The organism is Mesorhizobium sp. B2-3-4 (assembly GCF_006442315.1).
Classification (GTDB): Bacteria; Pseudomonadota; Alphaproteobacteria; order Rhizobiales; family Rhizobiaceae; genus Mesorhizobium.
The window spans coordinates 323,043-347,737 of record NZ_VFVY01000002.1 but is presented as its reverse complement, the minus strand read 5'-3'; the positions used below and the strand labels follow the sequence as shown (position 1 = coordinate 347,737).

Below are 24,695 nucleotides of genomic sequence, written 5' to 3'. Positions count from 1 at the left end.
GGGAACGACATGCAGCGGATGGGGATGATTCTGGGGCTGAAGCCGGAGAAGGTCGAGGAGTATGTCCGCCTGCATGCCGCCGTCTGGCCCGACGTGCTGACCATGATCTCGGCCTGCAACATCAAGAACTATTCGATCTACCTGAAACGGCCGGAGAACCTGTTGTTTTCCTATTTCGAATATCACGGCGCCGACTACGCGGCCGACATGGCCAAGATGGCGGCCGACCCCAAGACGCAGGAGTGGTGGTCCGTCTGCATGCCTTGCCAGGAGCCGCTGGCGACCCGCAAGGACGGCGAGTGGTGGGCTTCCATGGACGAGGTGTTTCACCATGACTGAGGCCGGTTTCGACCCAGCCTCGCTCATCCAGTCCTGGCCAAAACCCTCTGCCCCACGGCCGATCGTCACCTTCGGCGCGGGCTCGATCGTCGGCGACGCGCATTTCCCGGCCTATCGGAAGGTCGGGTTCCCGATTGCCGGTCTCTACGATCCGGACCTCGCCAAGGCGCAAGCCCTGGCCGACAAATGGGGCGTGACGGCGTTCCGCTCGGCGGAGGAAGCAGCCGGCGTCAGCGGCGCGATCTTCGATCTGGCGACGCCGCCAGGGCGACATGCCGAGATCCTGAAGGCCCTGCCCGACGGCGCGGTCGCTCTGATCCAGAAGCCGATGGGCAACTATCTCGGCGAGGCAACCGAAATCCTCGAAATCTGCCGCGCCAAGAAGCTCAAGGCGGCGGTGAACTTCCAGCTCCGTTTCGCGCCGATGATGCTGGCGCTGAAGGACGCCATCGCCAAGGGCTGGCTTGGCGAGGTCGTCGACTTCGATGCCTGGCTGGCGCTGGCGACGCCCTGGCAGCTGTGGGAGTTCCTGCTCAAGGCGCCGCGTGTCGAGATCGCCATGCACTCGATCCACTATCTCGATCTGATCAGGCAATTGCTTGGCGACCCCAAGGGCGTGCACGCCAAGACGCTCGGCCATCCCAACCATACGGTGGCGCAGACGCGCACCAGCGCCATTCTCGACTATGGCGACACTGTGCGCTGCGCATTGTCGATCAACCACGACCACAAGTTCGGCCGGCGGCATCAGGCCTGCGAGTTCCGCATCAGCGGCACGGAGGGCGCCGCCTATCTCAAGCTCGGTCTCAACCTCGACTATCCCCGGGGCGAGCCGGACATTCTTGAAATCCACCCGAAAGGCGGATCGGACTGGATTGCGGTGCCCTTGGCTGGCGAATGGTTTCCCGACGCCTTCGTCGGCCGCATGGCCAATGTCCAGCGCTTCGCATCGGGCGAAGACGCCGAACTGGTCAGTTCGGTCGAGGATGCCTGGAACACCATGGCGCTGGTCGAAGCCGCTTATAAATCGAGCTCGGCGCCGGCGACGCCGCTGGCCGAAAAGCCGTAAGGCAGGATATGGAACAGATCACCTATTTCGAAGACTATGAGATCGGCTCGACGCGGCTGACCAGCGGCCGCACCATCACCGAGACCGACTTCATCGTCCATGCCGGGCACACCGGCGACTTCTTCCCGCACCATATGGACGCCGAGTTCATGAAGACGACGCCCTTCGGCCAGCGCATCGCGCATGGCACGCTGGTGTTCTCGGTCGGCATCGGGTTGACCGCGACGGTCATCAATCCCGTCGCCTTCTCCTACGGCTATGACCGGCTGCGCTTCATCAAGCCGGTGTTCATCGGCGACACAATCCGCACGCGCACCACCATCACGGCCAAGGAAGACGATCCCAAGCGACCCGGTTCAGGCCGCGTGATCGAGCGCTGCGAAGTGATCAACCAGCGTGGCGAGGTGGTGCTGGCGGCCGACCATATCTACATCGTCGAGCGCAAGGCGGCGCAGGGTTGAACTACGATCCGGTGGCGCGCGCGGTGATGCGTTCGAGGCCAAGCAGCAGGACCAGCGTTGACGCCACCAGGATCATGGTGAGTGCCGCTCCGGCAAAGATGTCGCCGCGATCGGTAAGGCTGAAGATCGAGACCGGCAGCGTCAGCCAGCCCGGCGGATAGACCATGACGGTGGCGCCGAGTTCGCCCATCGACAGGGCAAAGCTGAGGCCGAAGGCAGCGACCAGGTAGGGCGCCAGCAGCGGCAGCGTCACATGCCAGAGCCGGTAGGCCGGCCGCGCGCCGAGGCTGGATGCCACCTGCTCGAAATCGGGCGACAGCCGCGCCAGCCCGGCCGAGACATTGCCGAAGGTGAAGGCCGAGATCAGCACGAAATGCGCGATCATGACAATGGCGATCGTGCCGTTGAGCAGCAGCGGCGGATGGCTGAAGGCGACAAGCAGGCCAAGGCCGACCGACACCGAAGGGACAGCACTGGGGATGAAGAACAACAGGCCGAGCAACCGCTTCAAGGCATGGCCCTGAAGGCGAAGCGACAGGGCTGCCCAGGTGCCGCTGACCAGCGCCAGTGCGCTGGCGAGAAAGCCGGTGACAAGGCTCGCCTTGACCGCATTCCAGGCCGCGCCCCTGGCGACGTCAGTATAGTGCTCCGTCGTGAAGCCGTTGGGCAGCACCCCGTTCCACTGGTCGGCGAGGCTGGAGAGCAAGATAACGGCCAGAGGCGCCAGGAACAGCACGCCGAAGATCAGTGCGAAGAGCACCCAGATCAACAGGCGACCGGATCGCGACCAGACCAGCATGGCTAGGCTCCCAGGCGGCCGGCGGCGAACCGGTAGAGGCCGAACAGTCCCAGCGACAAGGCGATGTTGATCGTGGCGATGATGCAGGCAACCTGGTAGGCCGATTCCTGAATCGCCTTGCCATAGATCAGCAGCGGCAGCGTGATGACGCCCTTGGCGCCGATGAACAGCACGATGCCGAATTCGTTGACGGTGAGCAGCAGGCAGAGGCTGCCGCCGGCGATGAGCGCGGGCACGGCCGCCGGCAGGATGACCTGGCGGACAATGCGGAACGGCCGAGCACCAAGCACGCTTGCCGCTTCGATCTGGCCGCGATCGACCAAGGAGAAGGCGGCGAGCAGCGGCCGCAGGATGAAGGGCGTGTAGACGGTGACTTCAGCCAGCACCACGCCCCAGGTCGAATAGAGGAAATCGACAGGCGGCAGCGGCAACGAGAAGACCTCCATCAGCCCGGAATTGAGCATGCCGGCGGAGCCATAGAGAAAGGTGAAGGCAAGCGTCACCAGGAAGGTCGGCAACGCGATGAAGGTGTCGATCAGCCGGGCGATGAAGCCGCTGCCGGGAAACGGCACGAAGGCAAGGATCAGCGCCAGCACGAGGCCGACGATCAGGCATCCGGCCGTCGCAGCGACCGAGATCGTCACCGTGTTGACCAGCGCGTTGAGGAAGAAGCGCGAATGCAGGACACGGATGATCTCGGCGGCGTTGGCGGCGCCGCCGTCATCGAGGAACGCCTGGCGTACAATCAGAGCCAGCGGGTAGAAGAACAGCAGGGCGAGCAGCGCCGCCGGCGGCACGATCCACAGCCGGCCCGGCTCTCGCTTCCCGGCCGTCGGCGCAGCGATGGCGAGCGCTTCAGACACCGGCGTCTTCCGGAAGCAGCGATGTGTCGGCGGGCGCGAAGAACAGCGGCACCTTCGTGCCCGGTTCCGGCAGGGCCATAGGCAGTTTCGTCGCCGAGACGCGCAGTGGCGTGCCATCGACATCGAGCACCAGATGCGTGAGTTCGCCCTGCCAGTGCACTTCCCTCAGCGTACCGACAATGCGGTTGGTGTGCTCGCTGTCGGCCGTGAGGCTCAGATGCTGCGGCCTGATGCACAGCAGGCTCTTGTCGCCGGCCTTCTCGTCACGGCCGGCACTGGTGAGCAGGGCGTCGCCATGTCTGGCCGTCGCAAAGCCTTTCGGGCCGGCAGCCTCGGCAACCGTCACCGGCAGAAGGTTGGCGCGGCCGAGGAATTCAGCGGTGAAGCGGTTCGGCGGGCGGCGGTAAAGTTCCGTTGTCGGCCCATGCGAACAGACCCTGCCGTCGCGCATGATGGCGATCTTGTCGGCAAGCGTCAGCGCCTCGGTCTGGTCGTGGGTGACATAGAGGATCGTCAGGCCCGGCAGGCTGCGATGCAGGCGGGCGATCTCCTCGACCATGTTGCGGCGTATCTGCGCGTCGAGCGCCGACAGCGGCTCGTCGAGCAGGAGCACGCGTGGCCGCACCGCGAGTGCCCTAGCAATGGCGACGCGCTGCTGCTGGCCACCCGAAAGCTCGCGCGGATAGCGCCGGGCAAACGTCGCCATGCCGACTGTGGCGAGTGCATCTTTGACCCGTTCGCCGATCAGCGCCTTGTCGGCGCCCTGTGCCCTGAGCCCGAAGGCGACATTGTCCTCGACCCGCATATGCGGGAACAGCGCATAGTTCTGCACCACCATGCCGAGCCCACGCTCATAGGGCGGCAGGTCGGTCACATCGGTGGCACCGATGCGGATGCGGCCGCTTGCCGGCCGCACGAAGCCTGCGACCGCCCGCAAGGCCGTTGTCTTGCCGGAGCCGGAGGGGCCGATCATCGCCAGGATTTCGCCCGGCGCGATGTCCAGCGTCAGCGGGTGCAGGACGACATGGGCGCCATAGGCGACGCTGACCTTGTCGAAATGGACATTGGAGCCGGCGCCGCGAATTTTCGCGGCGTCGATGTCCATGACACTGGGACCTGTGAAAGCGACGGCCGACATGGCTTGGTCCTCCGGATTTCTGCCCTCGGGTTTCAGCTTCCGGTCGCTTCGTTCCACTTCTTGACGTAGTCCGGCAGCTTGCTCAGCGCTTCGTCCCAGTTCGGCGACCAGATGGTCAGGCCTTTCATCGCCTCCTGCAACTTGGCAAAGTTGGCGTCGGATGGCGCCACGTCCTTGCGGGCCGGCATACCGAGGGCAACGGAGCTTACGGTCGACTGGGCCTCCTTGGACAGCAGGAAGTCGATCAGCTTCTTGCCGTTGTCGCCATTCGGCGCACCGGTCACCAGGCCGATCTCGTAAGGCAGCGCGAAGGTGGAGCGGGTGCCATCCGGGCCGGCGGGCCAGAACACCTTGATATTGGGATTGTCGGCCATCTGCGACATGTTCATCTGCAGATCGCCATTGGCGACATGCAATTCGCCCTTGTTGACCAGTGCGGTCAGCTTGCCGGTCGAGGCGGAAGGACCGACATTGTTGTCCTGCAGCTTCTTCATGAACTCGAAGCCGGCATCCTCGCCGCCGAAGGCATGGATGATCTGCAGCATCACGGCGGTGCCGTCGCCGGCCTGGCCAGGGGTAGAGTACTGGATCTTGCCCTTGAACTTCGGATCGAGCAGGTCGCTGTAGTTCTTCGGCGCTTCCGACAGCACGGCGCTGTTGTAGATGAAGTTCATGTAGTTGTTGACCAGCGGCCGGTATTTGTCGGTGCCGCCGTCGATCTGGGACGCGGCTTCAGGCTTGTAATCCTGCAGCAGGCCATCCGCGGCGGCGCGCTGGATGAAGGGCGGCAGGGTGACCAGCACGTCGGCCTGCGGGTTCGACTTTTCCTTGGCGACACGCTCGACGACGCCGCCCGAACCTGCCTCGATATACTGTACGGTGATGCCGGTCGCCTTGGTGAAGGCGGCGAATTCGGTCTCGTACCAGCTGCCATTGCCGTCATGCAGGCCGTCGGCCGAATAGATGGTGACGACGCCGTCGGCGAGCGCCGGGCCGACGAGGGCGGCCGAAGCGAGCAATGCGGCGAGTGCCGCGACCATGGTTGCGTTTCGTGATTTCATGACCAGTTCCCCTTTGATTGAATGCACATTGCGCGATGCACCAGGCCCAGCCGGCTTCGGTCTCTGACGGACGTTGAGCCGGTTGGATGTCGTCGTTGTGACAACTCTGAGGATCGGCGATCGATAAGTAAAATCTATTTATTTTATGACAGACAAGTTTCCTCTGATACTTGTCATGGAACTGTCGCATCGCTGTCGCAGGCGCGGTTCTTCCTGCGATCAAAGCCGCTATTCAATTGAAAAATATAAGATTTATCAGCCGAACGAAACGCCTGAGGTCTGCGCCCTCAACCGCGGATCGTGCGAGCGGACGGTCACTGGCCTGCCCTCGATAACCTCGAAGCAACGCGCGAGCGTGTCGTCTTCCAGGCGGCGCATCGCCAAGTGCGTGAAGAAGGTAAGATGCGGAAACAGGATCACATTGTCGCGACCGAACAGAGCGCTCATCGGGTGGCCTGCCCTGGCCAGCGGCTCGAGCGAGTAGACATCGAGACCGGCCCCGCCGATCCTGCCGGCAAGGATTGCCTCGACAAGTGCGGCCTCATCGATCAGCGCACCGCGCGAGACATTGACGATGATGGCGGTGGGCTTCAGGCAGGCGAGCTCATGCTTGCCGATCAGGCCGCGTGTCTGGTCGTTCAGAACGCAATGGATGGAAACGAAGTCACAGGCGCCCAGCATGGCGTGGAGATCGTGCGCCTTCTCGATGCCGGCGGCGTGCATGGTCGCGGCATCGACACCGGGATCGAAGCCAAGCACACGCGCGCGAAAACCCTGGCCTGCCATGCGCGCCATGCTGCGGCCGATCTTGCCGCAGCCGACGAGCCCAAGTGTGGCTCCGGAGATATCGCGCCCCAGCCAGCGCTGCTCGGGCCAGATCCAGCCATCGCTCGCCATTGCCCGCGTGATCGCCGGCAGCCGCTTTGCCAACGCGATCATCAGTGCGAACGCGCCTTCGGCGACGGTTTCCTCGGCATATTCAGGCACATTGACGACAGGAATGCCGCGCGGCATCGCGGCGGGAATGTCGATGGCGTCGACGCCGACACCATATTTGACGATGCCCTTCAATTTCGGCGCGGCCTCGATCACCCGCGCCGTGATCGGCGTGTAGCACATCAACAGCAGATCGGCGTCGGCGACCGCCCTGGCGAGATCGTCTTCCGGAATGCCATCCGGCAGGGTCACCAAGTCAATGCCCCTGGCCCTCAAGCCGGCGTCTATGCCAGGGCATTCCAGCTCACGGTCGGTGCGGACGGCCTTCACGGATCAGGCTGCCAGCACGGCGCGTTCGACGATGTCGAGCGCGCGGTCGAGATCGGTCTTCGAAATGACCAGCGGCGGCGATAGTGTCAGCACGTTGCCGTGACTGATCTTGAAGCTCAGACCCTGCTCCAGGCAGGTATAGAAGACGCGCTCCGCCAGATCGCGGGCCGGCTGGCGTGAGGCGCGATCCTCGACCAGTTCCACGCCGACCATCAGCCCCCTGCCCCTGACATCGCCGACATGAGACGAGCGCGCCATCAGCTCCTGCATGCGCCCGAGCATATGACGGCCGAGTTCGGCGGAACGCTCGACCAAGCCTTCCTCCAGGATGATGTCGATGGTCGTCAGCGCGGCGCGCGTCGTCACCGGGTTCTTCTCATGGGTGTAGTGGCCGATGGCGAAGCCGCCGGTGACGTCGAGGTCGCGGCGCGCGATGACGGCGGCGATCGGCAGGATGCCGCCGCCGAGAGATTTGCCCAGCACGACGATGTCAGGCGTCACGCCATCATGCTCATGGGCGAAGAATTTCCCGGTCTTGCCGAGGCCGGTCGGGATCTCGTCGAAGATCAGCAGCGTGCCGTGCCGGTCGCAGGCCTCGCGCACACGCTTCCAGAAACCGGGCGGCGGCGGATTGGGCGTCGCGCGCATCGGCTCGGCGACGACAGCCGCGACATCCTGCTCGCGGCCGAGCACATAGGCGATCATGTTGGCGCAGGCGATGCCGGAAGCTTCCAGGCTGTCATGGCCGTAGGGACAGCGATAGCCGTCCCAGGGCGCGACATGCTCGGTGCCGGTCATCATCGGGCCTGCGATGTGCGAGCGGAACGTCGCTTCGCCGCCCACGCTTGCCGCACCGAAACCGGCGCCATGAAACGCATCCCAGAACGACACCGTCTTAAAGCGGCCGGTCGCGGCGCGCGCGATCTTCAGCGCCACTTCGATCGCGTCGGAGCCGCCCGTCGTGAACAGCACCTTGCCGAGATCGCCCGGTGCGAGGGCGGCCAGTTTCTCGGCCAGTTCTACAGCGGGCTCGCAGGTGAAGCGGCGCGGCGCGAAACAGAGATCGTCGAGCTGCTTCTTGATCGCGGTCACCAGCCTGGGGTGAGCGTAACCCAGATGATGCACGCTGTTGCCGTGGAAATCCATGAAGCGGCGGCCGGCCGTGTCCTCGATCCAGATGCCTTGCGCCCTGGCGATCGTCGACAGGCAGGGGCTGGACAGGCTCTGATGCATGAAGGCAGCCGCGTCGCGGTCGAGCAGGCCGCGAATGCGAGGATCGTCCTGGCCGGCATCCCAGCGGCCACGCGCCGCCGTCGTGTTGGAATCGCCCTCTGTGTGCACAAGCTCAGTGATTGCGGCCATAGCCCTCTCCGAAACGCGAATGAGGGAGCGTGGAACGCCCCCTCGATATCTGCCCGTCAATGCCGCCCGGTCATGACCAGGGCAACGAAAATGTCTTCACATTGGTGTAGCTCTTCATCGCCTCGATGACGCCTTCCTTGTAGCCATTGCCCGAATCCTTGATGCCGCCGAAGGGAGACATCTCGATGCGGTAGCCCGGCACTTCCCAGATGTTGACCGTGCCGACCTGCAGCCCGGCAATGTATTTCTGCATGCGGGGAAACGAGTTGGTGCAGACCCCCGACGACAGGCCGAAGGCGGTCGAGTTGGACAGCTTGATCAGCGCCTCGTCATCGTCGGGTGCGCGCACGATCGGGATGATCGGGCCGAACGTCTCTTCCATCACCAGTTCGGATGTGTGCGGCACACGGTCGACGACGATCGGCGGCAGCAGCGCGCCCTGCCGGCCCGGATTGTAGAGAATTTCCGCGCCCTGCCCGGCGGCCATGTGGACGCGGGTTTCGAACAGTGCTGCCGCCTTTTCGTGGACGACGGTGCCGAGATCGGTCGAGCGGTCCATCGGGTCGCCGAAGCGGATCTTCCTCGCGCGCTCCAGCACTAGCGGCACGAAGCGGTCGGCTATGCTTTCCTGGACGAGGATGCGCTTGACCGCCGTGCAGCGCTGACCCGAATTCTTGGTCGCGCCCGCCACCGCGAGATCGGCGGCCTTGGCCAGGTCGTCGTCGGAGAGATCGTTGAGGATGATCAGCGGGTCGTTGCCGCCGAGTTCCAGCACCTGGCGCTTGTAGCCGGCGGTGCGGGCGATCATCTTGCCGACGGGCACGCCGCCGGTGAAGGTGATGAGATCGATGTTGTCGTTGGTGATCATTTCGTTGCCGATGTCGGCCGGCCAGCCGGTCACGACAGACAGCATCTCCGGCGGCAGCCCGGCTTCGTAGAGTATGTCGGCCAGGAGCAGCGCCGTCATCGGCGTCAGTTCGGTCGGCTTCACCACCACGCAATTGTTGGTGGCGATCGCCGGCGCCACCTTGTGCGAGACCATGTTGAGCGGATGGTTGAACGGCGTGATCGCCGAAATCGCCTTCAGCGGCTCGCGCGTGGTGAAGATCTTGCGCGCCTTGCCATGCGGGGTGAGGTCGCAGGAGAAAATCTGGCCGTCATCCTGGATGCACATCTGCGCCGAAAGCGTGAACACGTCATAGGCGCGGCCGACTTCGTAGAGCGAATCCGTCTTGGAGATGCCGAGTTCCAGCGTGATGAGGTCCGAGATTTCCTCCTTGCGCGACGCCAGAGTTTCTGCTGTCCGGAACAGGATCTGCTGGCGCTCATAGCGCGTCAGCTTCGACCTGTAGCCGGCCGCGATCTCGAAGGCCTGGCGGGCATGCTCGGCGCGGCCCGCCGGCACGGTACCGATGACCGTATCGTTCCAGGGATAGCGCACCTCGACGACGCCGTCGGCATCGACCTTCCTGCCGGCAATGCGCATCGGCTCGTGGCGGACTTTGATGGAGGGGTCAAGTTGGGTCATAGGCTCTGCTCCAGCAGATTCTTGGGTACGTCACGGCGGAGGATCGACCCCCACTCCGGCCCTTCGGGCCACCTCTCCCCCGATCGAAGGGGAGAGGAAATCAGTCAAAGTCTGCGGCCGTCGCCGGGCTAGGCCATGGCTAATCTTGGCGCCCTCCCTCTCCCCCGTCGATCGGGGAGAGGTGTCGAGCGAAGCTCGACGGAGTGGGGATCGACACGCTCAAACCGCCAAAGCCGCGGCAAGCGTGGCGTAGTAGAAGGCGTCGAAATTGCGCAGGGTCGGCTCGTTGGGCAGGTCCGGCAGCACGCGGTTGACGATGAACGGCACTTCCTGCTCGGTCAGGCCGCCATGAGAACGTAAAGGCTCATTGAGCGCCGCCAGGTCATGGCGATGTTCCGACGTGCCGATGGTCTTGTTCTCGGTCGAGACAAGCACGATGTCGCCGATGCGGTCGGCCGGCAATTCGAAGCGCTCGCAGGCATCGGGGCTGTCGAGCACCACCATGATGCCGTCGACCTTGGCCAGCCGCGCCATGATGTCGGCCTGGTCGGCGTCAGCCGGAAGATAGGCGGTGGCGAAGGAACCAAGCGCGCCGTGGTGGACGACATAGGGATCGGTTATCGGCAAGATGACGCGGGCGGCATCCTTGCCCAGCCATTCGTCGAGCAGGTCCTGGACATAGACCACGTCGGGCGAGCCGTCGGCCTTGTGCTTGGGCTTCATGCCATGGTCGGCGGTGACGACGATCGCCGCGCCCAGCGCATCGAGCTCGGCCAGATATTTGTCGAACATCTCGTAGAAGGCGTTGGCCTGCGGCACGCCGGGTGCGTATTTGTGCTGCACATAGTCCGTCGTCGTCAGGTACATGATGTCGGGGCGGAACTCCTTCAGCAACTGGACGCCGGCGGCGAAGACGAATTCCGACAGTTCGGCCGAATAGACTTCCGGCACCGGCAGGCCGAAATGCTTCGAGGCGTTGTCGATGCCGTGCTCGGACACGGTGGTGGTATCGGACTTCTCGGCCGAGAAGCACAGCGCGCGGCCTTCATCGAAAGCCAGGCCCTTGCCGAGCAGTGCACGCAGCTTGTCCTTGGCGGTGACCACGGCGACCTTGGCGCCGGCATCGTAGAAGGCCTGAAAGATGGTCGGCGCGCGCAGGAAGCGCGGATCGTTCATCATCACTTCCTTGCCGGTCTCGCGCTCGTAGAGATAGTTGCCGCAGATGCCGTGCACGGACGGCGGACGGCCGGTGGCGATCGACAGATTGTTCGGGTTGGTGAAGCTTGGAATGACCGAGTGCGCGAAACGCACCGTGCCCTTCTGCTTGATCCTGACCAGGGCCGGCATCAGCCCGGCCTTGATCGCTTCGTCGAGATAGGCCGGCTCGCAGCCGTCAAGGCAGATGGCGATCGCCGGCACGCGCGGCCAGGCGTAGGTACGGCCATTGACCGCGACATTGATGGGAGACATCTGGTTCATCTTGTATCCTCGAAATCGGCCGCTTCAGGCGGCGAGTTTGGCACGCTCGGCGATTGCCGCGGCGGGTGGAGCGGCGGTGTCGACGCCCATTTCACGAAGCGACTGCGCCGCCGCCTCGACGACACGGCGCATGACATGTTCATCCATCTGGCCAATGCAGCCGACGCGGAAGGAATCCACGACCGTCAGCTTGCCGGGATAGATGATGAAACCCTTTTCCTTCATCAGCTCGTAGAAACGATCGAAGGCGAAGTTGGCGTGGGCCGGATTGAAGAAGGTGACGATGATCGGCGACAGCCAGCGATCCCTGAGCAGCGTCTCGAAGCCGAGTTCGCGCATGCCCGCCACCATGACGTCGCGGTTTCTGACATAGCGGGCGCCACGGCCGGCGACGCCACCTTCGGCCTCATGCTGGCGCAGCGCCTCGAGGAAGGCTGCCACCACATGCGTCGGCGGCGTGTAGCGCCACTGACCGGTCTTGTTCATGTGCGCCCATTGCGCATGGACGTCGAGGGACAGCGAATGGCTGCGGCCCTTGGCTGCTTCGAGTTCGCTCTTGCGGGCGATGATGAAGCCGAAGCCCGGCACGCCCTCGATGCATTTGTTAGCGGACGAAACCATTGCCTCGTAGCGGATCTCGTTGACGTCGAGCGCCACGGCACCGAAGGCGCTCATGGAATCGACCAGCAGCTTGCGGCCCTTGGCATGGACGGCATCGGCGATCTCGGCGACCGGGTTCAAAATGCCGGAACTGGTCTCGCAATGAATGGCAATGACATGGGTGATGGCGGGATCTGCCTCGAGCGCGGCCGCGACCTCGTCACCGCGCGGCGGCAGGTAGTCGCCCTTGTCGATCAGCGTATAGGCGCGGTCGAGATATTGCATGGTCTGCGCGGCGCGCAGGCCATAGGCACCGTTGGCCAGCACCAGCACCTTGCCATCCCTGGGGACGAAAGAGCCAAGCATCGCTTCGACGCAGAAGGAGCCCGAACCTTGCATCGGCACGCAATCGAATTCGCCTTTCGCATCACCGGTCAGCGCCAGCAGGCGGCGGCGCATATCGGATGTCATGGCGCGGAAATCGCCATCCCACGACCCCCAGTCGCGCAGCATCGCCTGCTTGACCGAATAGGCCGTGGTGAGCGGCCCGGGGGTCAGGAGATAGGGCTCGCCCAATGCCGGCTTGGCCAGCGGCTCGGCGGCAAATTTCGTCTCGGCGAGCATGGTGTCCTCCGACAGGTCGCTGCTTTTTTGGTGTGACGCCATTGTTGGCCCGGACGACATATTTGTAAAATCGTTATTTTGTATCGAAGTATCGATTTCCACGATGGTCAAACGCGAATGTGGGCCGTATGCTGCATGCCGGTCATGACACGTTTGTGAAGCCCGCAGTGACGATCGTCTCGCAGGCACAAGCCAGATCGTTTGGTTCGGTATTTCGGAGAGCCGTGCTTGTGGTGGCCCGCCCGCCGGATCTTAGACGCTCAGGGACAGAAAAATGCGCTATGTTCAGTTGCGAGCCTTCCATCAGGTGGCCATATCGGGCGGCTTCTCCCGCGCCGCCGAAGCCCTGTTCCTGACCCAGCCGGCGATATCGGACCAGGTGCGCAAGCTCGAGGAAGAGTATGATGTGCTTCTGTTCAACCGCAACAAGAAGCAGGTCACGCTGACCCATTCGGGCCAGAAGCTGCTCGAGATAACCCACCGCATGTTCGACACCGAGCAGCAGGCGCTCGAGCTGCTGACGGAGTCGCGCGCTTTGCGGTCCGGCACGCTGCGCATCGTCGCCGATGCCGCGCACCATCTGCTCCACATTCTCGGCAGCTTCCGGGCCCGCTATCCCGGCGTGCAGGTGTCGGTGCGCGCCGGAAACACCGAGACGGTGATCAGCAGCCTCTACAGCTACGATGCCGACATCGGCGTGCTGGGCGAGGTGCCCGCCGGTCGCGACTTCGAGGTGCTGAAACTGAACTCGACGCCGATCATCGCCTTCACCTCGATCGAGCATCCGCTGTCGGCAAAGAAGTCGCTGACGCTGAAACAGCTCGCGCAGGAATCGCTGGTCATGCGCGAGCGCGGTTCGAAGACGCGCCAGAAGCTCGAAGATCTCGCCGCCGCCTCAAAGGTCGAGCTCAGGCCGGTGATCGAGGCCGAAGGCCGTGAAGCCGTGCGCGAGATCGTCGCCTCCGGCGCCGGCATCGGTTTTGTTTCGGCAGCGGAGTTCGGCCAGGATTCGCGGCTGGTGCCGATCACAATAGACGCGCCCGAGACGCTGATGGATGAGGCGCTGATCTGTCTGCGCGAACGCAGCGGCGGCAAGCTGGTGCGCGCCTTTCTCGACATGGCGCGCTCGCTGTCGGCGGATTAGGCGGCCGCGCTCATCTGCACTGCATCCGCCTTCACCCGCTCCGACTTCGGGTCGTAGGGGGTGCGCAGATGCGCCGTGGCTGCGTGGCGAATGCCGGCGAGGTCGATCTCGAAGCGGCCGCCGCTCAGGAACATCGCGTCGACGGCGGCTTCGTGCTCGATCAACCCGAGCGCCACCGAACAGCCCAGCGTATGGCCATAGGCTGCCGAGCGCACCTCGCCGACCGGCTTGCCGTCGCGCAGGATCAGCTCGCCGCCCCACAGCATCGGTTCGGCATCGTCCAGCGTGAACAGCACGATGCGCCTGGACGGTGCCGACAACGACTTGGCGGCGGCGAGCGCATCGCGGCCGATGAAGCCGCCTGGCTTGTCCATCGCAACGGCAAAGCCAAGCCCGGCCTGCCAGGGGTCGATGTCGGGTGTCAATTCCCTGCCCCAGGCGCGAAAACCCTTTTCGATGCGCAAGGCGTCGAGCGCGTAGTAGCCGGCGTCTTGTAGGCCGAATTCCCGGCCGGCTTCATGCAGCGCCTCGTATACACCGGCCGCGAATTCGGTCGGCACGATCAGTTCCCAGCCGAGTTCGCCGACATAGGTCATGCGGTTGGCGTACGCGGTGGCGTAGCCGATATCGATCTCGCGAATCGTGGCGAAGGGAAAGCCGGCGTTGGAGAGATCCGCCGAGGACAGTTTGCCCAACAGGTCGCGTGAGCGCGGCCCCATCACCGCCAGCACCGCGTATGACGAAGTCACGTCCGTCAGGATGGCATGGGCATCGGACGGGATGTTCTTGACGATCCAGTCGGCGTCGTGGACCGCCTGCGCGGAACCGGTGACGATCAGGAACTTGTCCGCGCCGAGCCGCATCACGGTGAGGTCGCTTTCGTAGCCGCCGCGCGCATTCAGCACGCCCGTATAGACGGAAGTGCCAACCGGTACATCGACATCGCCGGCACAGATACGGTTGAGCACAGGACAGGCATCCCTGCCCTGCACCAGCAGCTTGGCGAAAGAGGTCTGGTCGAAGATCGCGACTGCTTCGCGCGTCGCCTTCATCTCGCGCTTGACCGCCTCGTGCCAGTTCTGGCGGCCGAAGGCGTAATCGTTCTCGGCCTTCTCTCCCGGCGCGGCGAACCAGTTGGCACGCTCCCAGCCCATCTTGGAGCCGAAGCAGGCGCCCTTGGCGGCCAGCCGATCATAGAGCGGCGAACGGCGGAAGGGGCGCGCTGTATCCAGTTCACGGTTCGGCCAAGGCATGGCGTAATGCAGGCCGAGCGTCTCCTTCACCCGGTCGTGCAGCCAGCGCGGATTGTTGTTGAAGGTGGCGAAACGCCTGATGTCGACCGGCCACAGATCCATGGTCGGCGCACCATTGACGATCCACTCGGCGAGCGCCCTGCCGGCGCCACCGGCGCTGGCGATGCCCATCGAGTTGAACCCGGCGCCGACATAGAAATTCTTCAGCTCGGGCGCCTCGCCGAGCAGGAAGTTGTTGTCCGGCGTAAAGCTCTCGGGACCGTTGTAGAATTTCTTGACCTCGGCATCGGCCAATTGCGGCACGCGCACGAGCGCGTTCTCCATCAATATCTCGAACTGATCCCAATCGTCGGGGAGCAATGCGAACTCGAAATTGTCGGGGATGCCGTTCATGCCCCAGGGCTTGGCGTGCGGCTCGAAGCCGCCCATGACCAGGCCGCCGACCTCTTCCTTGAAGTAGATGAACCCGTCGGGATCGCGCATGACGGGCAGGTCCGGATGCACGCCCTCGATCCGACCGGTGACGATGTACATATGCTCGGCCGAATGCAGCGGCACGGAAACGCCGCACATCAGTCCGACCTTGCGTGCCCACTGGCCGGCGCAGTTGACGACGATCTCGGCCGATATGTCGCCCCGGTCGGTTTCGACACCGCAGGCAACGCCGTTTTTCACCGTGATGCCGGTGACCTTGACCCGCTCGAATATTTTCGCACTGCGATTGCGCGCGCCCTTGGCGAGCGATTGCGTCAGATCCGTGGGATTGGCCTTGCCGTCACCCGGCAGCCAGACGGCGCCGACCAGATCGTCGGTTGCCATCACCGGCCAGAGATCGCCGGCCTCCCTCGCCGAAATGACATCGATCTCGACACCTTGGGCGCGGGCAGACGCGGCCGTGCGTTTCAGCACCGTCATGCGGTCGGCCGTGCGTGCAACAGACAGCGACCCGCAGTTCTTCCAGCCGGTCGCCAGCCCGGTCTCGGCCTCCAGCTCACTGTAAAGCTGCGTGGAATAGCGGATCAGGCTGGTCATGTTGGAATGGCTGCGCAACTGCCCAACGAGGCCGGCGGCATGCCAGGTGGTACCGCCGCTGAGCTGTCCCTGCTCAAGCAGGACAACATCGGTCCAGCCGAGTTTTGTCAGGTGGTAGGCGACCGAGCAGCCGATGATGCCGCCGCCGACAATGACGATCCGGGCCTGTGTGGGAAATTCGTGAGCCATGAGCGAGCCGCCATTCGAGGGATGGCCGGACACTATCACGAAAAAGCCAAATATCAACTCAAAAAGTCACAAAATATCACATCAGGTTTGCCACGATGAGCTTCGGGCCCTTTCGCGAAAGCGCTTCGGCAAGAGCCGGCGCCGGGTCCACGTCGACGATCACGCCGGCAGCCCGTTCGAAATTCGGTACTCTGAGCGGCGTCAGCTTGCCGAACTTGCTGGCGTCGAGCACGAAAAAAGCCTTGCCGGCGAGAGCGATCATGCGGCCGCGCTGCTCGGCGCCAGCGCGGGTGAAGTCGGTCACTTCGCCGTCCGGCGACAGGGCGCCGCCGCCGAGAAAGGCGATGTCGACGCGGAAGCGCGCCATGGCATCCAGCGTGTCGATGCCTGAAGCCGCCTCCTCGCCCGGATCGATCTCGCCACCGAGCATATGCACCCGCATGCCCGGTACATGGCACAGATGCAGCGCTATCTTCAGGCTGGCCGTGCAGACGGTGAGATCACGCAGGTCGGTCATGGCATGCGCGACGGCCAAAGTGGTGGTCCCGGAATCCAGGAATACCACCATGCCGTCCTTGATCAGGCCAGCCGCCGCCTTGCCGATCATGGTCTTGCCCTCCGCATTCTCCCGGCTGCGCAGGCTCATCGCCGGTTCACTCGGCTCGAAACGGGCGGCGCCGCCATGCACGATGCCGAGCATGCTCTGGTCCGAAAGCATCTTCAGGTCGCGACGGATGGTTTCGCGCGAGACATCGAAGAATCCGGCCAGTTCGGCGACGCTGACGGAGCCCTGGGCGCTGAGCCGCTTCAGAATCTCGTCATGGCGTCTGGGAGCAAGGGCGCGCGCCGGCAGGCGGCTGACGGGAGACATGACGATCCTCGTATCGAGTATTGATGTTGCAATATGTGGCAGTGAACCAGCGTCGGCGCAACCATATCCCCTCGCCGACCGGCGGTGATTTCGCTCGCTGGTGGCGAACTTATTTCCGTGACAGCCCGCCGCCTTCTATCGCTTTGACGAGCGTGTTGCTCCCTTCGCGAAGATGCTGCCTCAGAGCGCTTACGGCGGTTTTGCCATCATGCCGCCGGCAGGCGGCCAACAGGTCGCGGTGCTCGCTCTGCGAGCGGTTGCGGTAATCGAGATTCGACAAAAGAATGCGAACGTAACGGTCGGCCGCATTGTGATGCGCCTCGATCAGGCCGAGGAGGCGACGGTTGCCGCAACCATCGTAGAGCGCGAGGTGAAAGCCACGGTTCAGCGCCCCCCAGCGACCGACATCGCGTTCCGCGTCGATCTGGTTGAGAACCTGTCCTGCCTCATCGAGCTTGCCGCCGGACAAGACCGGCACGGACAGCCGGAGCGCCTCGCACTCGAGCAGTTCGCGCACGGCGTAGATTTCACCGATTTCGGCGCTGTCCATACCGGCGACATGCGCACCCTTTGTCGGATGAATGGAAACGATGCCTTCGGCTTCCAGCTGGCGAAGCGCGTCGCGGATCGGCATGCGGCTGAAGCCGAACCGTTCGGCCAGTTCATCCTGGCGCAAGGCGGTGCCGGCCTTGAGCGCGCCGCTGGCTATCGCCTCGCGCAGGACATTGGCGACCTGCTCGGCGACCGTCAGCGGCCTGTCGATCACCCCTTCCGTGAAGCCACGCACTCGATACTCCCTCCGTCACGCGGGATCGAGCGTAGAGGAAAATCACCGCACTGGATATGCGTATCCTGGTGTACAAGATGGTTTGAACGCGCGCCCCTATCGCCAAGGCGAGTTGCGGATCACCGAGCAGAAGTTGCCGCGGTGAAAATGCGGTTCCTTGTCGGCGATCACATCGGCCTTGACGTTGCCGAACGTGGTGTCGGGCTTGTGCCTGATGCCGTCATAGAAGGCCTGGATGATGTCTTCCTTGAAGTCTGATGTCCTCGGGAAGGCTCGCACCACCGTCTCGCGCTCCTCGTCGGAATATTCCCTATGGGTGAGACCGAGGACATCCATCTCGACGCCCGCCGTCACCAGGGCCACCACGGGATGCATGTGAACCGGCACCCCCGGCGTGGTGTGCAGCGCGATCGCCGTCCAGACCGTGTAGGCATCCTCCTCCAAGATGCCGTGGCCGCGCAGGAAATCGCGCGCGGCGTGCGCGCCATCGACCTCGAAACGCTCATGCGGGCTGCTGTGGCCGGGCATCAGCCCGAGGTCATGGAACATCGCACCGGCATAAAGCAGTTCGCGATCGAATTCGAGCCCGCGGTGCAGGCCGGCCAGCGCGCCGAAATGATAGACGCGGCTCGAGTGGTTGAAGAGCAGGTCGGTCTCGGTGTCACGGATGAAAGCCGTGATGGCTTTCGCCAGCTTGCTGTCGGGGATGGCCGCGCCCTCGGGGATGATTGCCATGATGTCGTCTCCTGATGATCTGCCGTGACAATCTAGGCGTGAACGGCTATGGCAGGAATTGTTTTACTACGACGAATTCGGCCAAAACACCGAAGAAGCGGACAGGGAAACGGATCGATGGCATTACGGGTCGGCATACTCGCCATGGAAGGCGCTCAACTGCTCGATGTCTCCGGACCGCTCGATGTCTTCGCCGAGGCCAATCTCCAAGCCGGCAGGCAAGTCTATGTCATCTCGATCGTCGCTTCGAAGGCGGGGGCCATAAATTGCTCGTCGGGGGCCAGGCTGCTGCCCGATGCCGTCATCGGGCAGGCAGACATGCCGCGCTTCCACACGCTTCTTGCGGCGGGCGCGCCGCATCTGGCACGATGGGTTCGAGACGAGGCCGTCCTCGAATGGCTGCGCGCCGCCAGCGCGGCCGTGCGGCGTTATGGATCGGTGTGCACCGGCGCCTTCCTGCTGGCGCAAGCCGGTCTGCTCAACGGCCGCCGTGCCACCACGCATTGGGCCGTTGCCGACCAGCTCGCCGAACGTTTTCCCGAGGTGATCCTCGATGTCGATGCCATTCATGTCCGCGACGGCAGGATCAGGACCGCCGCCGGCGTGACCGCCGGGCTCGACCTTGCGTTGGCACTGGTCGAAGAGGATCTCGGCACCGAGATCGCGCGGCGGGTGGCGGCCCAGCTCGTCATGTATTTCCGCCGCGGCGGCGGCCAGCTTCAATACAGCCGCAGAGGTGCGGGAAGCCCGGCCGGACGTTCGGCGCTGCAGCAGGTGCAGCGCTGGGTGATCGCCAACCCAGCCGATCAGCATGGCGTCGACCGGCTCGCCCACCGTGCCGGCATGAGCCCGCGCCATTTCGCGCGGCTGTTTCGCCAGGAGGTCGGCACCACGCCTTCGGCTTGGGTGGAGGCTATCCGGGTGGAAGCGGCGCAACGCCTGCTGGAAACGGGGACGGCGCCGAAGCTCGTCGCCGGCCAATGCGGCTTTTGCGACATCGACACGTTTCGCCGTGCCTTCCAGCGCAAGGTCGGCGTTACGCCTGCCGCCTACCGGCGTGTGCACACCGGCGGGACGCGGATCGGGTCTTGACGGCCGACTAACCCCCGACCTCGACGGCAACCACCGCGGCGCAGTCGCCGGCCTTGACCAGTCCGGCGAAATGGCGCGCCGCCAGCATGCCTGACATTTTCGCCCGGATCTCCTGAGGCGCGCCGCCGGTGCGGCCGGTGGGATGGATACGGGCCAGCACTTCGCCCTTTGCGATGGGCTCGCCGAGATCGACCATGGTCTCGATCATGCCGTCGTCCTCGGCGAAGGCGAAGCAATCGCCCGAAGGCATGTCGAGCCATCGGGTTCTGCTCTTCTCGACCACACCGGCAACGATACCGGCATGGCGCAGCACGTTAAGGATGCCACGCCGCGCAATGCGCACCGTCTCGGCACGCGATGTGCCACCGCCGCCAAGTTCTGTGGTGACGAAGACCTTGCCCATCTCCTCGGCCGCCGTATCGTACATGCCAACGGCATCGATCTCGGTCATGCGCATCGAGAACGGCGCCGAAAAGGCCTCGACCGCCGCGAAGGCCTTTTGCTCCTGCGACTTGTCGGGCAGCGTGTGCGCGGCACAGAACGGTACGAAATCCAACGTTCTTCCGCCCGAGTGGAAGTCGAAGACGATGTCCGCGCGCGGCAGCAGTTCGCGCTGGAAATAGTCGGCGATCTTTTCGGTCACCGTGCCGTCGGGCCGCCCTGGGAAGCTGCGGTTCATGTTGCCCTTGTCGATCGGCGAGGTACGCGTGCCCGCACGGAAGGCCGGATAGTTCATGGACGGCACGATGATGACCGTGCCGCTGACGTGGCTTGGATCGAGCGTGCGGGCAAGGTCGTAGAGCGCCAGCGGCCCCTCATACTCGTCGCCATGATTGCCGCCGGTCAGCAGCGCCGCCGGGCCCTTGCCGCTGCGGATGACGCAGATCGGGATCATCACCGAGCCCCATGCCGAATCGTCGCGGCTGTAGGGCAGGCGCAGAAAGCCATGCTGGACACCGTCGCGATCGAAATCGACGGTCGGAGCAACCGGCGACGGGCGAAGACTGGACATCGGGCTCAATCCTTCACCACCAGCTTGCGCGGCACATTGGCCAGGCACTCGACACCGGTATCGGTGATCAGGATGGATTCGGTGATCTCCAACCCCATCGTCTCCAGCCAGAGACCGGTCATGAAATGGAAGGTCATGCCGGGCTTGAGCTCGGTGCGGTCGCCGGGGCGCAGGCTCATGGTCCGTTCGCCCCAGTCCGGCGGATAGGACAGACCGATCGAGTAGCCGGTGCGGTTGTCCTTGACGATGCCGTATTTCTTCAAGACGGCGAAGAAGGCATTGGCGATGTCCTCGCAGGCATTGCCGGGCCTGGCGGCGGCAAGGCCTGCTTCCATGCCTTCCAGCGTCGCCTTCTCGGCATCGAGGAATTCCTGGGTCGGCTTGCCGAGGAAAACAGTGCGCGAGAGCGGGCAGTGATACCTGTTGTAGCAGCCGGCGATCTCGAAGAACGTGCCCTCGCCCCGCTTCATCGGCTTGTCGTCCCAGGTCAAATGCGGCGCCGAGGCATCGACGCCCGACGGCAGCAGCGGCACGATCGCCGGATAGTCGCCGCCGATGCCGGCGACACCGCGCGTGCCGGCATCGTAGATCTCGGCGACGAGATCGCATTTGCGCATGCCGATCTCGATCTTGTCGAAGATGCGCTGGTGCATCGCCTCGACGATACGGGCGGCCTTGCGCATATAGTCGATCTCGGTCGGGCTCTTCACCGCGCGTTGCCAGTTGACCAGCGCGGTGGCGTCAACGAAGCGGGCATTTGGCAGATGCTTCTGGAGCGATGCGAAGGCAGCGGCCGAGAACCAGTAATTGTCCATCTCGACGCCGACAGTGAGCTTGCCCCAGCCGCGATCGGCAAGCACGCTGGACAGGAAATCCATCGGGTGACGCTCGGTTGACTGCACGTAGTGGTCGGCATAGCCGACGATGTTATCGTGGGCGAGGTAGGCGGTGCGCCTGGCGCCGTTGGCGTCCTGTCCACGACCGTACCACACGGGCTCACCCGAAGGCGGCACAATGACCGCCTGATGCACATAGAACGACCAGCCGTCATAGCCGGTCAGCCAGGCCATGTTGGAGGGGTCGCTGACGATGAGGAGATCAACGCCCTTGGCTTCCATCGCCTTGCGCGTCTTGGCGAGGCGATCCGCATATTCGCTTCGCGAGAATTTCAAATTTGGCTGCATCGTTCTTGGTCCTCGTTTTGTTGGGCCTCGCGGCCAAAATCAGCTTTCGAAAATCGTTCCGGCATTGACCGCCCGCGCCCGGTCGCGAGCGAGTGTGGCAATTGCCGTGTCCTGCACGCCGGTGCCGGTGAGGTCGGCGATGGTGATGTCGCTGGCCGAGCGACGGCCGTGCCGTTCGCCGGCGATGATCTGGCCAAGCTCGACGACCTCGCTGTCGGCCGGCATTACGCCCGCCGCGATGGCATGGTGGAGTTCGCCAAGCAGACGCGTCTGTCTGGCGCTGTCGGCGACATAGAGATCGGCCATGCGCAGGATGGCCGGCGCGATCTCGTTCTTATGCTCGGCGTCGGAACCCATGGCGGTGATATGCTGGCCGGCAGAGACGAAGCCGGCCTTGATCAGCGGCTCGGTCGAAGGCGTGGTGGTGACGATGATGTCGGCACCGGCAGTGGCGCTTGCCGCATCCGGTTGAGCGCGCACGGCGATGCCGAGTTTTTCACGCAAGGCGCCCGCTGTCGCTTCCGCCTTGGCCGCATCACGCGCCCAGATGCGGGCCTCTGCGATCGGCCTTATCAGCATCAGCGCTTCCAGTTGCAGTCCGGCCTGAACGCCGGCGCCGAAGATCGCGGCGACGGACGAGTCCTGCCGCGACAAATGTTTGGCCGCGACCGCTCCGGCGGCGGCCGTGCGGATATCGGTGAGATAGCCATTGTCGAGCAGCAGCGCCTCGACCAGACCCGTCTTTGCCGAAAGCAGCACCATCATGCCGTTGACGCTGGCCAGGCCGAGCTTGGGATTGTCGAAAAATCCGGGGCTGATCTTGATGGCGAAGCCGTCGATGCCGGGCACATAGGCGGTCTTCACGTCGACCTCGCCGCGATGCTCGGGGATGTCGAGCCGCAGGATGGGCGGCATCGCCACCGGCAAGGTAGCGAGCGCGCGAAAGGCGTTCTCGACACAGGCGACGGCATCGAGATCCAATGTCACGATCCTGCGCAGCTCAGCCTCGGTGATGATCGTCATCCGGCTCATGCGGCGCGCTCCGAAATGGATGGTATTTCCCCGCAGACGATCTTCCTGTGCACGTCCATGTCGATGTTGCGGCCGGACAGCAGAACCACCACCGGTCCTCTCGCCTTGACCTGTCCGGCAAGCAGTGCGGCGATGCCCACCGCGCCCGCACCCTCGACGATCTCGCGCTCCTGTTCATAGGCATGGCGAATGCCGGCCGCGATTTCGTCCTCGTCGAGCAGGACGACGTCGTCGAGCAGGTCGCGACACATGGAAAAGGTCAGCCGATTGTCGAGGCCGATGCCGCCGCCAAGCGAATCCGCCAGCGTCGGCAGTTCCTCGACCTGCACGGGGCGGCCCGCATCGAGGCTGGCCTTCATCGCCGCACCGCGCGCCATGGACACGCCGATGATTTTTGTGCCGGGACTGACGCCTTTGATCGCGGCAGCAACGCCGGAGGCCAACCCGCCTCCGGACAACTGCACCAGCACCAAAGCCGCGTCAGGCACCTGTTCGATAATCTCCAGCCCGAGCGTCCCTTGCCCGGCGATGATCGCCGGATGATCGAAGGGCGGCAGCATGATGAGCCCCTCGTCCGCCGCCAGCCGCTCGACTTCCTGCTGGGCGTCGTCCTGGCTGTTGCCGACAATGCGGACCTCAGCACCGAGGCGGCGGATTTCGTCCAGCTTGTTTTGAGGCACCAGACGCGACATGCAGATAACCGCGCGCATACACTCGAGCTTTGCCGCATAAGCCAGCGCTCGGCCGTGATTGCCGGTCGAGGCCGCAATGACCCCACGCGCCCTCTCCCCCATGCTGAGTGAAGCGACCGCGTTGGAGGCGCCACGCAATTTGAAGCTGCCGGTGGTCTGGCGATGCTCGAGCTTGAGATGGACCGGAACATTCAGCCGTTCGGAGAGGCTCGGCGAAAGCACGCTCGCCGTGCTCCCGATCTTGCCGGCAATTCGCTCGCGCGCGGCACGGATATCGCCAAGGGTTACCATCGCCATGATCGTCAGCCGCGCGGCAAGGGCAGCGTCATCAGACGGCCGAATTCGGGATGGGCTGTCTCGTCGCCGCAGAGCCGCAGACAATTCCAGGCGGTCGCCTGGTTGCTGGTCACCACCGGACGGCCGATCGCCTGTTCCATGCCGCTGACCGCGAGTGCGCCGCGCAATGCCGTGCAGGACACGAACAAAGCGTCGGCTTGCGGATGCGTTGCCTGGCGGCCGAGATCGACCAGCGCTGGCGGAGGAATGCGCGCCATCTCGCGGTCGTCCTCGAAGCCGAGACAGGTGAAGCTGGCGATCTCGAAGCCTCGCTCGGCGAAGTAGGTCGCCATCGGCCTGGAGGTTTCGACCGTGTAGGGGGTCAGGATGCTGATCCGGCGTACGCCAAAGGCGTTCAGTCCGCGCATGCCGGCCATCGGCGGGGTGACGACGGACACACCCGGCTTGGCAGCCTGGATCGCCGCTTCGATCTCGGCATCGCCGATCACCACCGAAGCCGACGTGCAGGAGTAGCAGATGGCATCGAGCGGCTCGTCCGGCAGGATCAAGGCGGCGCCCGCTGTCAGCGCCGGCTGCATCTTGCGCAGGTTCTCCGGCGTCGTCGGGTTGGCATAGGGAATGCGCGCGACGTAGACGCCGATCCGTTCGCTCGCCACCATGCGACGAAAGTCCGGTTCGGTCGTGTGGTCGGTGGCAAGGATGATGAGGCCGACGCGCCGCTCCAGCGGGCGGCCATCGAGCGCCGGCCGGCTGGTCGCAAGCTTGATCTCGGGCAAGGGTTTCATC

The 24,695-nt window shown here is 64.3% G+C and carries 23 protein-coding genes; 5 read left to right on the top strand and 18 right to left on the bottom strand.

What is annotated here, in order from left to right:
* The first annotated feature begins 9 nt into the window (after positions 1 to 9).
* From FJ967_RS05285 to FJ967_RS05275, 3 genes are read left to right on the top strand one after another with little or no spacing between them, the layout of a single operon-like run.
* Positions 10 to 339 carry an L-rhamnose mutarotase gene (locus FJ967_RS05285; protein WP_140730639.1) on the top strand — a complete coding sequence of 110 codons (330 nt, stop codon included), beginning with the start codon at positions 10 to 12 and terminating at the stop codon, positions 337 to 339.
* Positions 332 to 1,408, top strand: a complete 1,077-nt coding sequence (locus tag FJ967_RS05280; RefSeq protein WP_140730638.1) for a Gfo/Idh/MocA family oxidoreductase — start codon at positions 332 to 334, stop codon at positions 1,406 to 1,408. The genes FJ967_RS05285 and FJ967_RS05280 overlap by 8 nt, the downstream gene beginning before the upstream one ends.
* An 8-nt stretch (positions 1,409 to 1,416) precedes the next feature.
* Positions 1,417 to 1,869, top strand: a complete 453-nt coding sequence (locus FJ967_RS05275; protein ID WP_140730637.1) for a MaoC/PaaZ C-terminal domain-containing protein — start codon at positions 1,417 to 1,419, stop codon at positions 1,867 to 1,869.
* 1 nt (position 1,870) lies between these two features.
* Here the strand turns inward: FJ967_RS05275 and FJ967_RS05270 are convergent, their stop codons facing one another.
* The 9 genes from FJ967_RS05270 to FJ967_RS05230 form a co-directional block, all read right to left on the bottom strand.
* Positions 1,871 to 2,668, bottom strand: a complete 798-nt coding sequence (locus FJ967_RS05270) for an ABC transporter permease subunit (protein WP_140730636.1) — start codon at positions 2,666 to 2,668, stop codon at positions 1,871 to 1,873.
* Between the two features lie 2 nt (positions 2,669 to 2,670).
* Complete coding sequence (locus FJ967_RS05265; RefSeq protein WP_140730635.1) at positions 2,671 to 3,531, bottom strand: 2-aminoethylphosphonate ABC transporter permease subunit; 861 nt, start codon at positions 3,529 to 3,531, stop codon at positions 2,671 to 2,673.
* Complete coding sequence (locus FJ967_RS05260) at positions 3,524 to 4,669, bottom strand: ATP-binding cassette domain-containing protein (protein WP_140730634.1); 1,146 nt, start codon at positions 4,667 to 4,669, stop codon at positions 3,524 to 3,526. Before FJ967_RS05260 ends, FJ967_RS05265 begins: the two co-directional genes overlap by 8 nt.
* Positions 4,670 to 4,701: 32 nt before the next feature.
* Positions 4,702 to 5,730, bottom strand: a complete 1,029-nt coding sequence (locus FJ967_RS05255) for a 2-aminoethylphosphonate ABC transporter substrate-binding protein (protein ID WP_140730633.1) — start codon at positions 5,728 to 5,730, stop codon at positions 4,702 to 4,704.
* Positions 5,731 to 5,985: 255 nt separating this feature from the next.
* The gene (locus tag FJ967_RS05250) at positions 5,986 to 6,996 is read right to left on the bottom strand and encodes an NAD(P)-dependent oxidoreductase (protein WP_140730632.1); all 1,011 of its coding nucleotides are present in this window, start codon (positions 6,994 to 6,996) and stop codon (positions 5,986 to 5,988) included.
* A 3-nt stretch (positions 6,997 to 6,999) separates the two neighbouring features.
* Complete coding sequence (locus FJ967_RS05245) at positions 7,000 to 8,358, bottom strand: aspartate aminotransferase family protein (RefSeq protein ID WP_140730631.1); 1,359 nt, start codon at positions 8,356 to 8,358, stop codon at positions 7,000 to 7,002.
* 70 nt (positions 8,359 to 8,428) lie between these two features.
* Entirely contained in the window at positions 8,429 to 9,886 is a 1,458-nt protein-coding gene (gene phnY / locus FJ967_RS05240) for a phosphonoacetaldehyde dehydrogenase (protein ID WP_140730630.1), read from the bottom strand.
* A 219-nt stretch (positions 9,887 to 10,105) separates the two neighbouring features.
* Positions 10,106 to 11,365, bottom strand: coding sequence for a phosphonoacetate hydrolase (phnA, locus tag FJ967_RS05235; RefSeq protein ID WP_140730629.1), 1,260 nt, complete (start codon positions 11,363 to 11,365; stop codon positions 10,106 to 10,108).
* 24 nt (positions 11,366 to 11,389) lie between these two features.
* Positions 11,390 to 12,589 (bottom strand): 2-aminoethylphosphonate--pyruvate transaminase, encoded by a 1,200-nt coding sequence (locus tag FJ967_RS05230; RefSeq protein ID WP_140730827.1) that lies wholly within the window; start codon positions 12,587 to 12,589, stop codon positions 11,390 to 11,392.
* A 274-nt stretch (positions 12,590 to 12,863) separates the two neighbouring features.
* Between FJ967_RS05230 and FJ967_RS05225 the strand changes: the two genes are divergently transcribed.
* A complete protein-coding gene (locus FJ967_RS05225; protein WP_140730628.1) occupies positions 12,864 to 13,733 on the top strand; it encodes a LysR substrate-binding domain-containing protein in 870 nt (289 codons plus the stop codon).
* On the opposite strand, the gene FJ967_RS05220 is transcribed toward FJ967_RS05225, so the two are convergent.
* From FJ967_RS05220 to FJ967_RS05205, 4 genes are all read right to left on the bottom strand, one after another.
* Complete coding sequence (locus FJ967_RS05220) at positions 13,730 to 16,207, bottom strand: FAD-dependent oxidoreductase (protein WP_140730627.1); 2,478 nt, start codon at positions 16,205 to 16,207, stop codon at positions 13,730 to 13,732. The genes FJ967_RS05225 and FJ967_RS05220 overlap by 4 nt on opposite strands.
* Positions 16,208 to 16,283: 76 nt before the next feature.
* On the bottom strand, positions 16,284 to 17,078 hold the full coding sequence (locus tag FJ967_RS05215; protein WP_140730626.1) for a DeoR/GlpR family DNA-binding transcription regulator: 795 nt from the start codon (positions 17,076 to 17,078) through the stop codon (positions 16,284 to 16,286).
* 109 nt (positions 17,079 to 17,187) lie between these two features.
* A complete protein-coding gene (locus FJ967_RS05210; protein WP_246675177.1) occupies positions 17,188 to 17,865 on the bottom strand; it encodes a GntR family transcriptional regulator in 678 nt (225 codons plus the stop codon).
* Between the two features lie 96 nt (positions 17,866 to 17,961).
* On the bottom strand, positions 17,962 to 18,600 hold the full coding sequence (locus tag FJ967_RS05205; RefSeq protein ID WP_140730625.1) for an HD domain-containing protein: 639 nt from the start codon (positions 18,598 to 18,600) through the stop codon (positions 17,962 to 17,964).
* 117 nt (positions 18,601 to 18,717) lie between these two features.
* On the opposite strand from FJ967_RS05205, the gene FJ967_RS05200 reads away from it, so the two are divergent.
* On the top strand, positions 18,718 to 19,692 hold the full coding sequence (locus FJ967_RS05200; RefSeq protein ID WP_140730624.1) for a GlxA family transcriptional regulator: 975 nt from the start codon (positions 18,718 to 18,720) through the stop codon (positions 19,690 to 19,692).
* Between the two features lie 7 nt (positions 19,693 to 19,699).
* On the opposite strand, the gene doeB is transcribed toward FJ967_RS05200, so the two are convergent.
* The 5 genes from doeB to eutA are packed head-to-tail and all read right to left on the bottom strand — an operon-like array spanning position 19,700 to position 24,694.
* Positions 19,700 to 20,704 carry a N(2)-acetyl-L-2,4-diaminobutanoate deacetylase DoeB gene (gene doeB, locus FJ967_RS05195; RefSeq protein WP_140730623.1) on the bottom strand — a complete coding sequence of 335 codons (1,005 nt, stop codon included), beginning with the start codon at positions 20,702 to 20,704 and terminating at the stop codon, positions 19,700 to 19,702.
* Between the two features lie 5 nt (positions 20,705 to 20,709).
* Positions 20,710 to 21,888 carry an ectoine hydrolase DoeA gene (gene doeA / locus FJ967_RS05190; protein ID WP_140730622.1) on the bottom strand — a complete coding sequence of 393 codons (1,179 nt, stop codon included), beginning with the start codon at positions 21,886 to 21,888 and terminating at the stop codon, positions 20,710 to 20,712.
* A gap of 39 nt (positions 21,889 to 21,927) precedes the next feature.
* Positions 21,928 to 22,920: a cyclodeaminase gene (locus tag FJ967_RS05185; RefSeq protein WP_140730621.1), complete on the bottom strand. Its 993-nt coding sequence runs from the start codon at positions 22,918 to 22,920 to the stop codon at positions 21,928 to 21,930.
* Entirely contained in the window at positions 22,917 to 23,909 is a 993-nt protein-coding gene (gene eutB / locus FJ967_RS05180) for a hydroxyectoine utilization dehydratase EutB (RefSeq protein ID WP_140730620.1), read from the bottom strand. Before eutB ends, FJ967_RS05185 begins: the two co-directional genes overlap by 4 nt.
* A 5-nt stretch (positions 23,910 to 23,914) precedes the next feature.
* A complete protein-coding gene (eutA, locus tag FJ967_RS05175) occupies positions 23,915 to 24,694 on the bottom strand; it encodes an ectoine utilization protein EutA (RefSeq protein WP_140730619.1) in 780 nt (259 codons plus the stop codon).
* Position 24,695 lies beyond the last annotated feature (1 nt).

Bases quoted from the DNA above. Each gene is read 5' to 3' on its own strand.
- FJ967_RS05245 (WP_140730631.1), bottom strand. From the start codon at position 8,358: ATGGCCGCAATCACTGAGCTTGTGCACACAGAGGGCGATTCCAACACG.
- FJ967_RS05280 (WP_140730638.1), top strand. From the start codon at position 332: ATGACTGAGGCCGGTTTCGACCCAGCCTCGCTCATCCAGTCCTGGCCA.
- FJ967_RS05230 (WP_140730827.1), bottom strand. From the start codon at position 12,589: ATGCTCGCCGAGACGAAATTTGCCGCCGAGCCGCTGGCCAAGCCGGCA.
- FJ967_RS05260 (WP_140730634.1), bottom strand. From the start codon at position 4,669: ATGTCGGCCGTCGCTTTCACAGGTCCCAGTGTCATGGACATCGACGCC.
- FJ967_RS05225 (WP_140730628.1), top strand. From the start codon at position 12,864: ATGCGCTATGTTCAGTTGCGAGCCTTCCATCAGGTGGCCATATCGGGC.
- FJ967_RS05200 (WP_140730624.1), top strand. From the start codon at position 18,718: ATGGCATTACGGGTCGGCATACTCGCCATGGAAGGCGCTCAACTGCTC.
- FJ967_RS05255 (WP_140730633.1), bottom strand. From the start codon at position 5,730: ATGAAATCACGAAACGCAACCATGGTCGCGGCACTCGCCGCATTGCTC.
- doeA (WP_140730622.1), bottom strand. From the start codon at position 21,888: ATGCAGCCAAATTTGAAATTCTCGCGAAGCGAATATGCGGATCGCCTC.
- FJ967_RS05285 (WP_140730639.1), top strand. From the start codon at position 10: ATGCAGCGGATGGGGATGATTCTGGGGCTGAAGCCGGAGAAGGTCGAG.
- FJ967_RS05270 (WP_140730636.1), bottom strand. From the start codon at position 2,668: ATGCTGGTCTGGTCGCGATCCGGTCGCCTGTTGATCTGGGTGCTCTTC.
- FJ967_RS05205 (WP_140730625.1), bottom strand. From the start codon at position 18,600: ATGGCAATCATCCCCGAGGGCGCGGCCATCCCCGACAGCAAGCTGGCG.
- FJ967_RS05215 (WP_140730626.1), bottom strand. From the start codon at position 17,078: ATGTCTCCCGTCAGCCGCCTGCCGGCGCGCGCCCTTGCTCCCAGACGC.
- FJ967_RS05220 (WP_140730627.1), bottom strand. From the start codon at position 16,207: ATGGCTCACGAATTTCCCACACAGGCCCGGATCGTCATTGTCGGCGGC.
- eutB (WP_140730620.1), bottom strand. From the start codon at position 23,909: ATGGCGATGGTAACCCTTGGCGATATCCGTGCCGCGCGCGAGCGAATT.
- eutA (WP_140730619.1), bottom strand. From the start codon at position 24,694: ATGAAACCCTTGCCCGAGATCAAGCTTGCGACCAGCCGGCCGGCGCTC.
- FJ967_RS05275 (WP_140730637.1), top strand. From the start codon at position 1,417: ATGGAACAGATCACCTATTTCGAAGACTATGAGATCGGCTCGACGCGG.
- phnY (WP_140730630.1), bottom strand. From the start codon at position 9,886: ATGACCCAACTTGACCCCTCCATCAAAGTCCGCCACGAGCCGATGCGC.
- phnA (WP_140730629.1), bottom strand. From the start codon at position 11,365: ATGAACCAGATGTCTCCCATCAATGTCGCGGTCAATGGCCGTACCTAC.
- FJ967_RS05185 (WP_140730621.1), bottom strand. From the start codon at position 22,920: ATGAGCCGGATGACGATCATCACCGAGGCTGAGCTGCGCAGGATCGTG.
- doeB (WP_140730623.1), bottom strand. From the start codon at position 20,704: ATGTCCAGTCTTCGCCCGTCGCCGGTTGCTCCGACCGTCGATTTCGAT.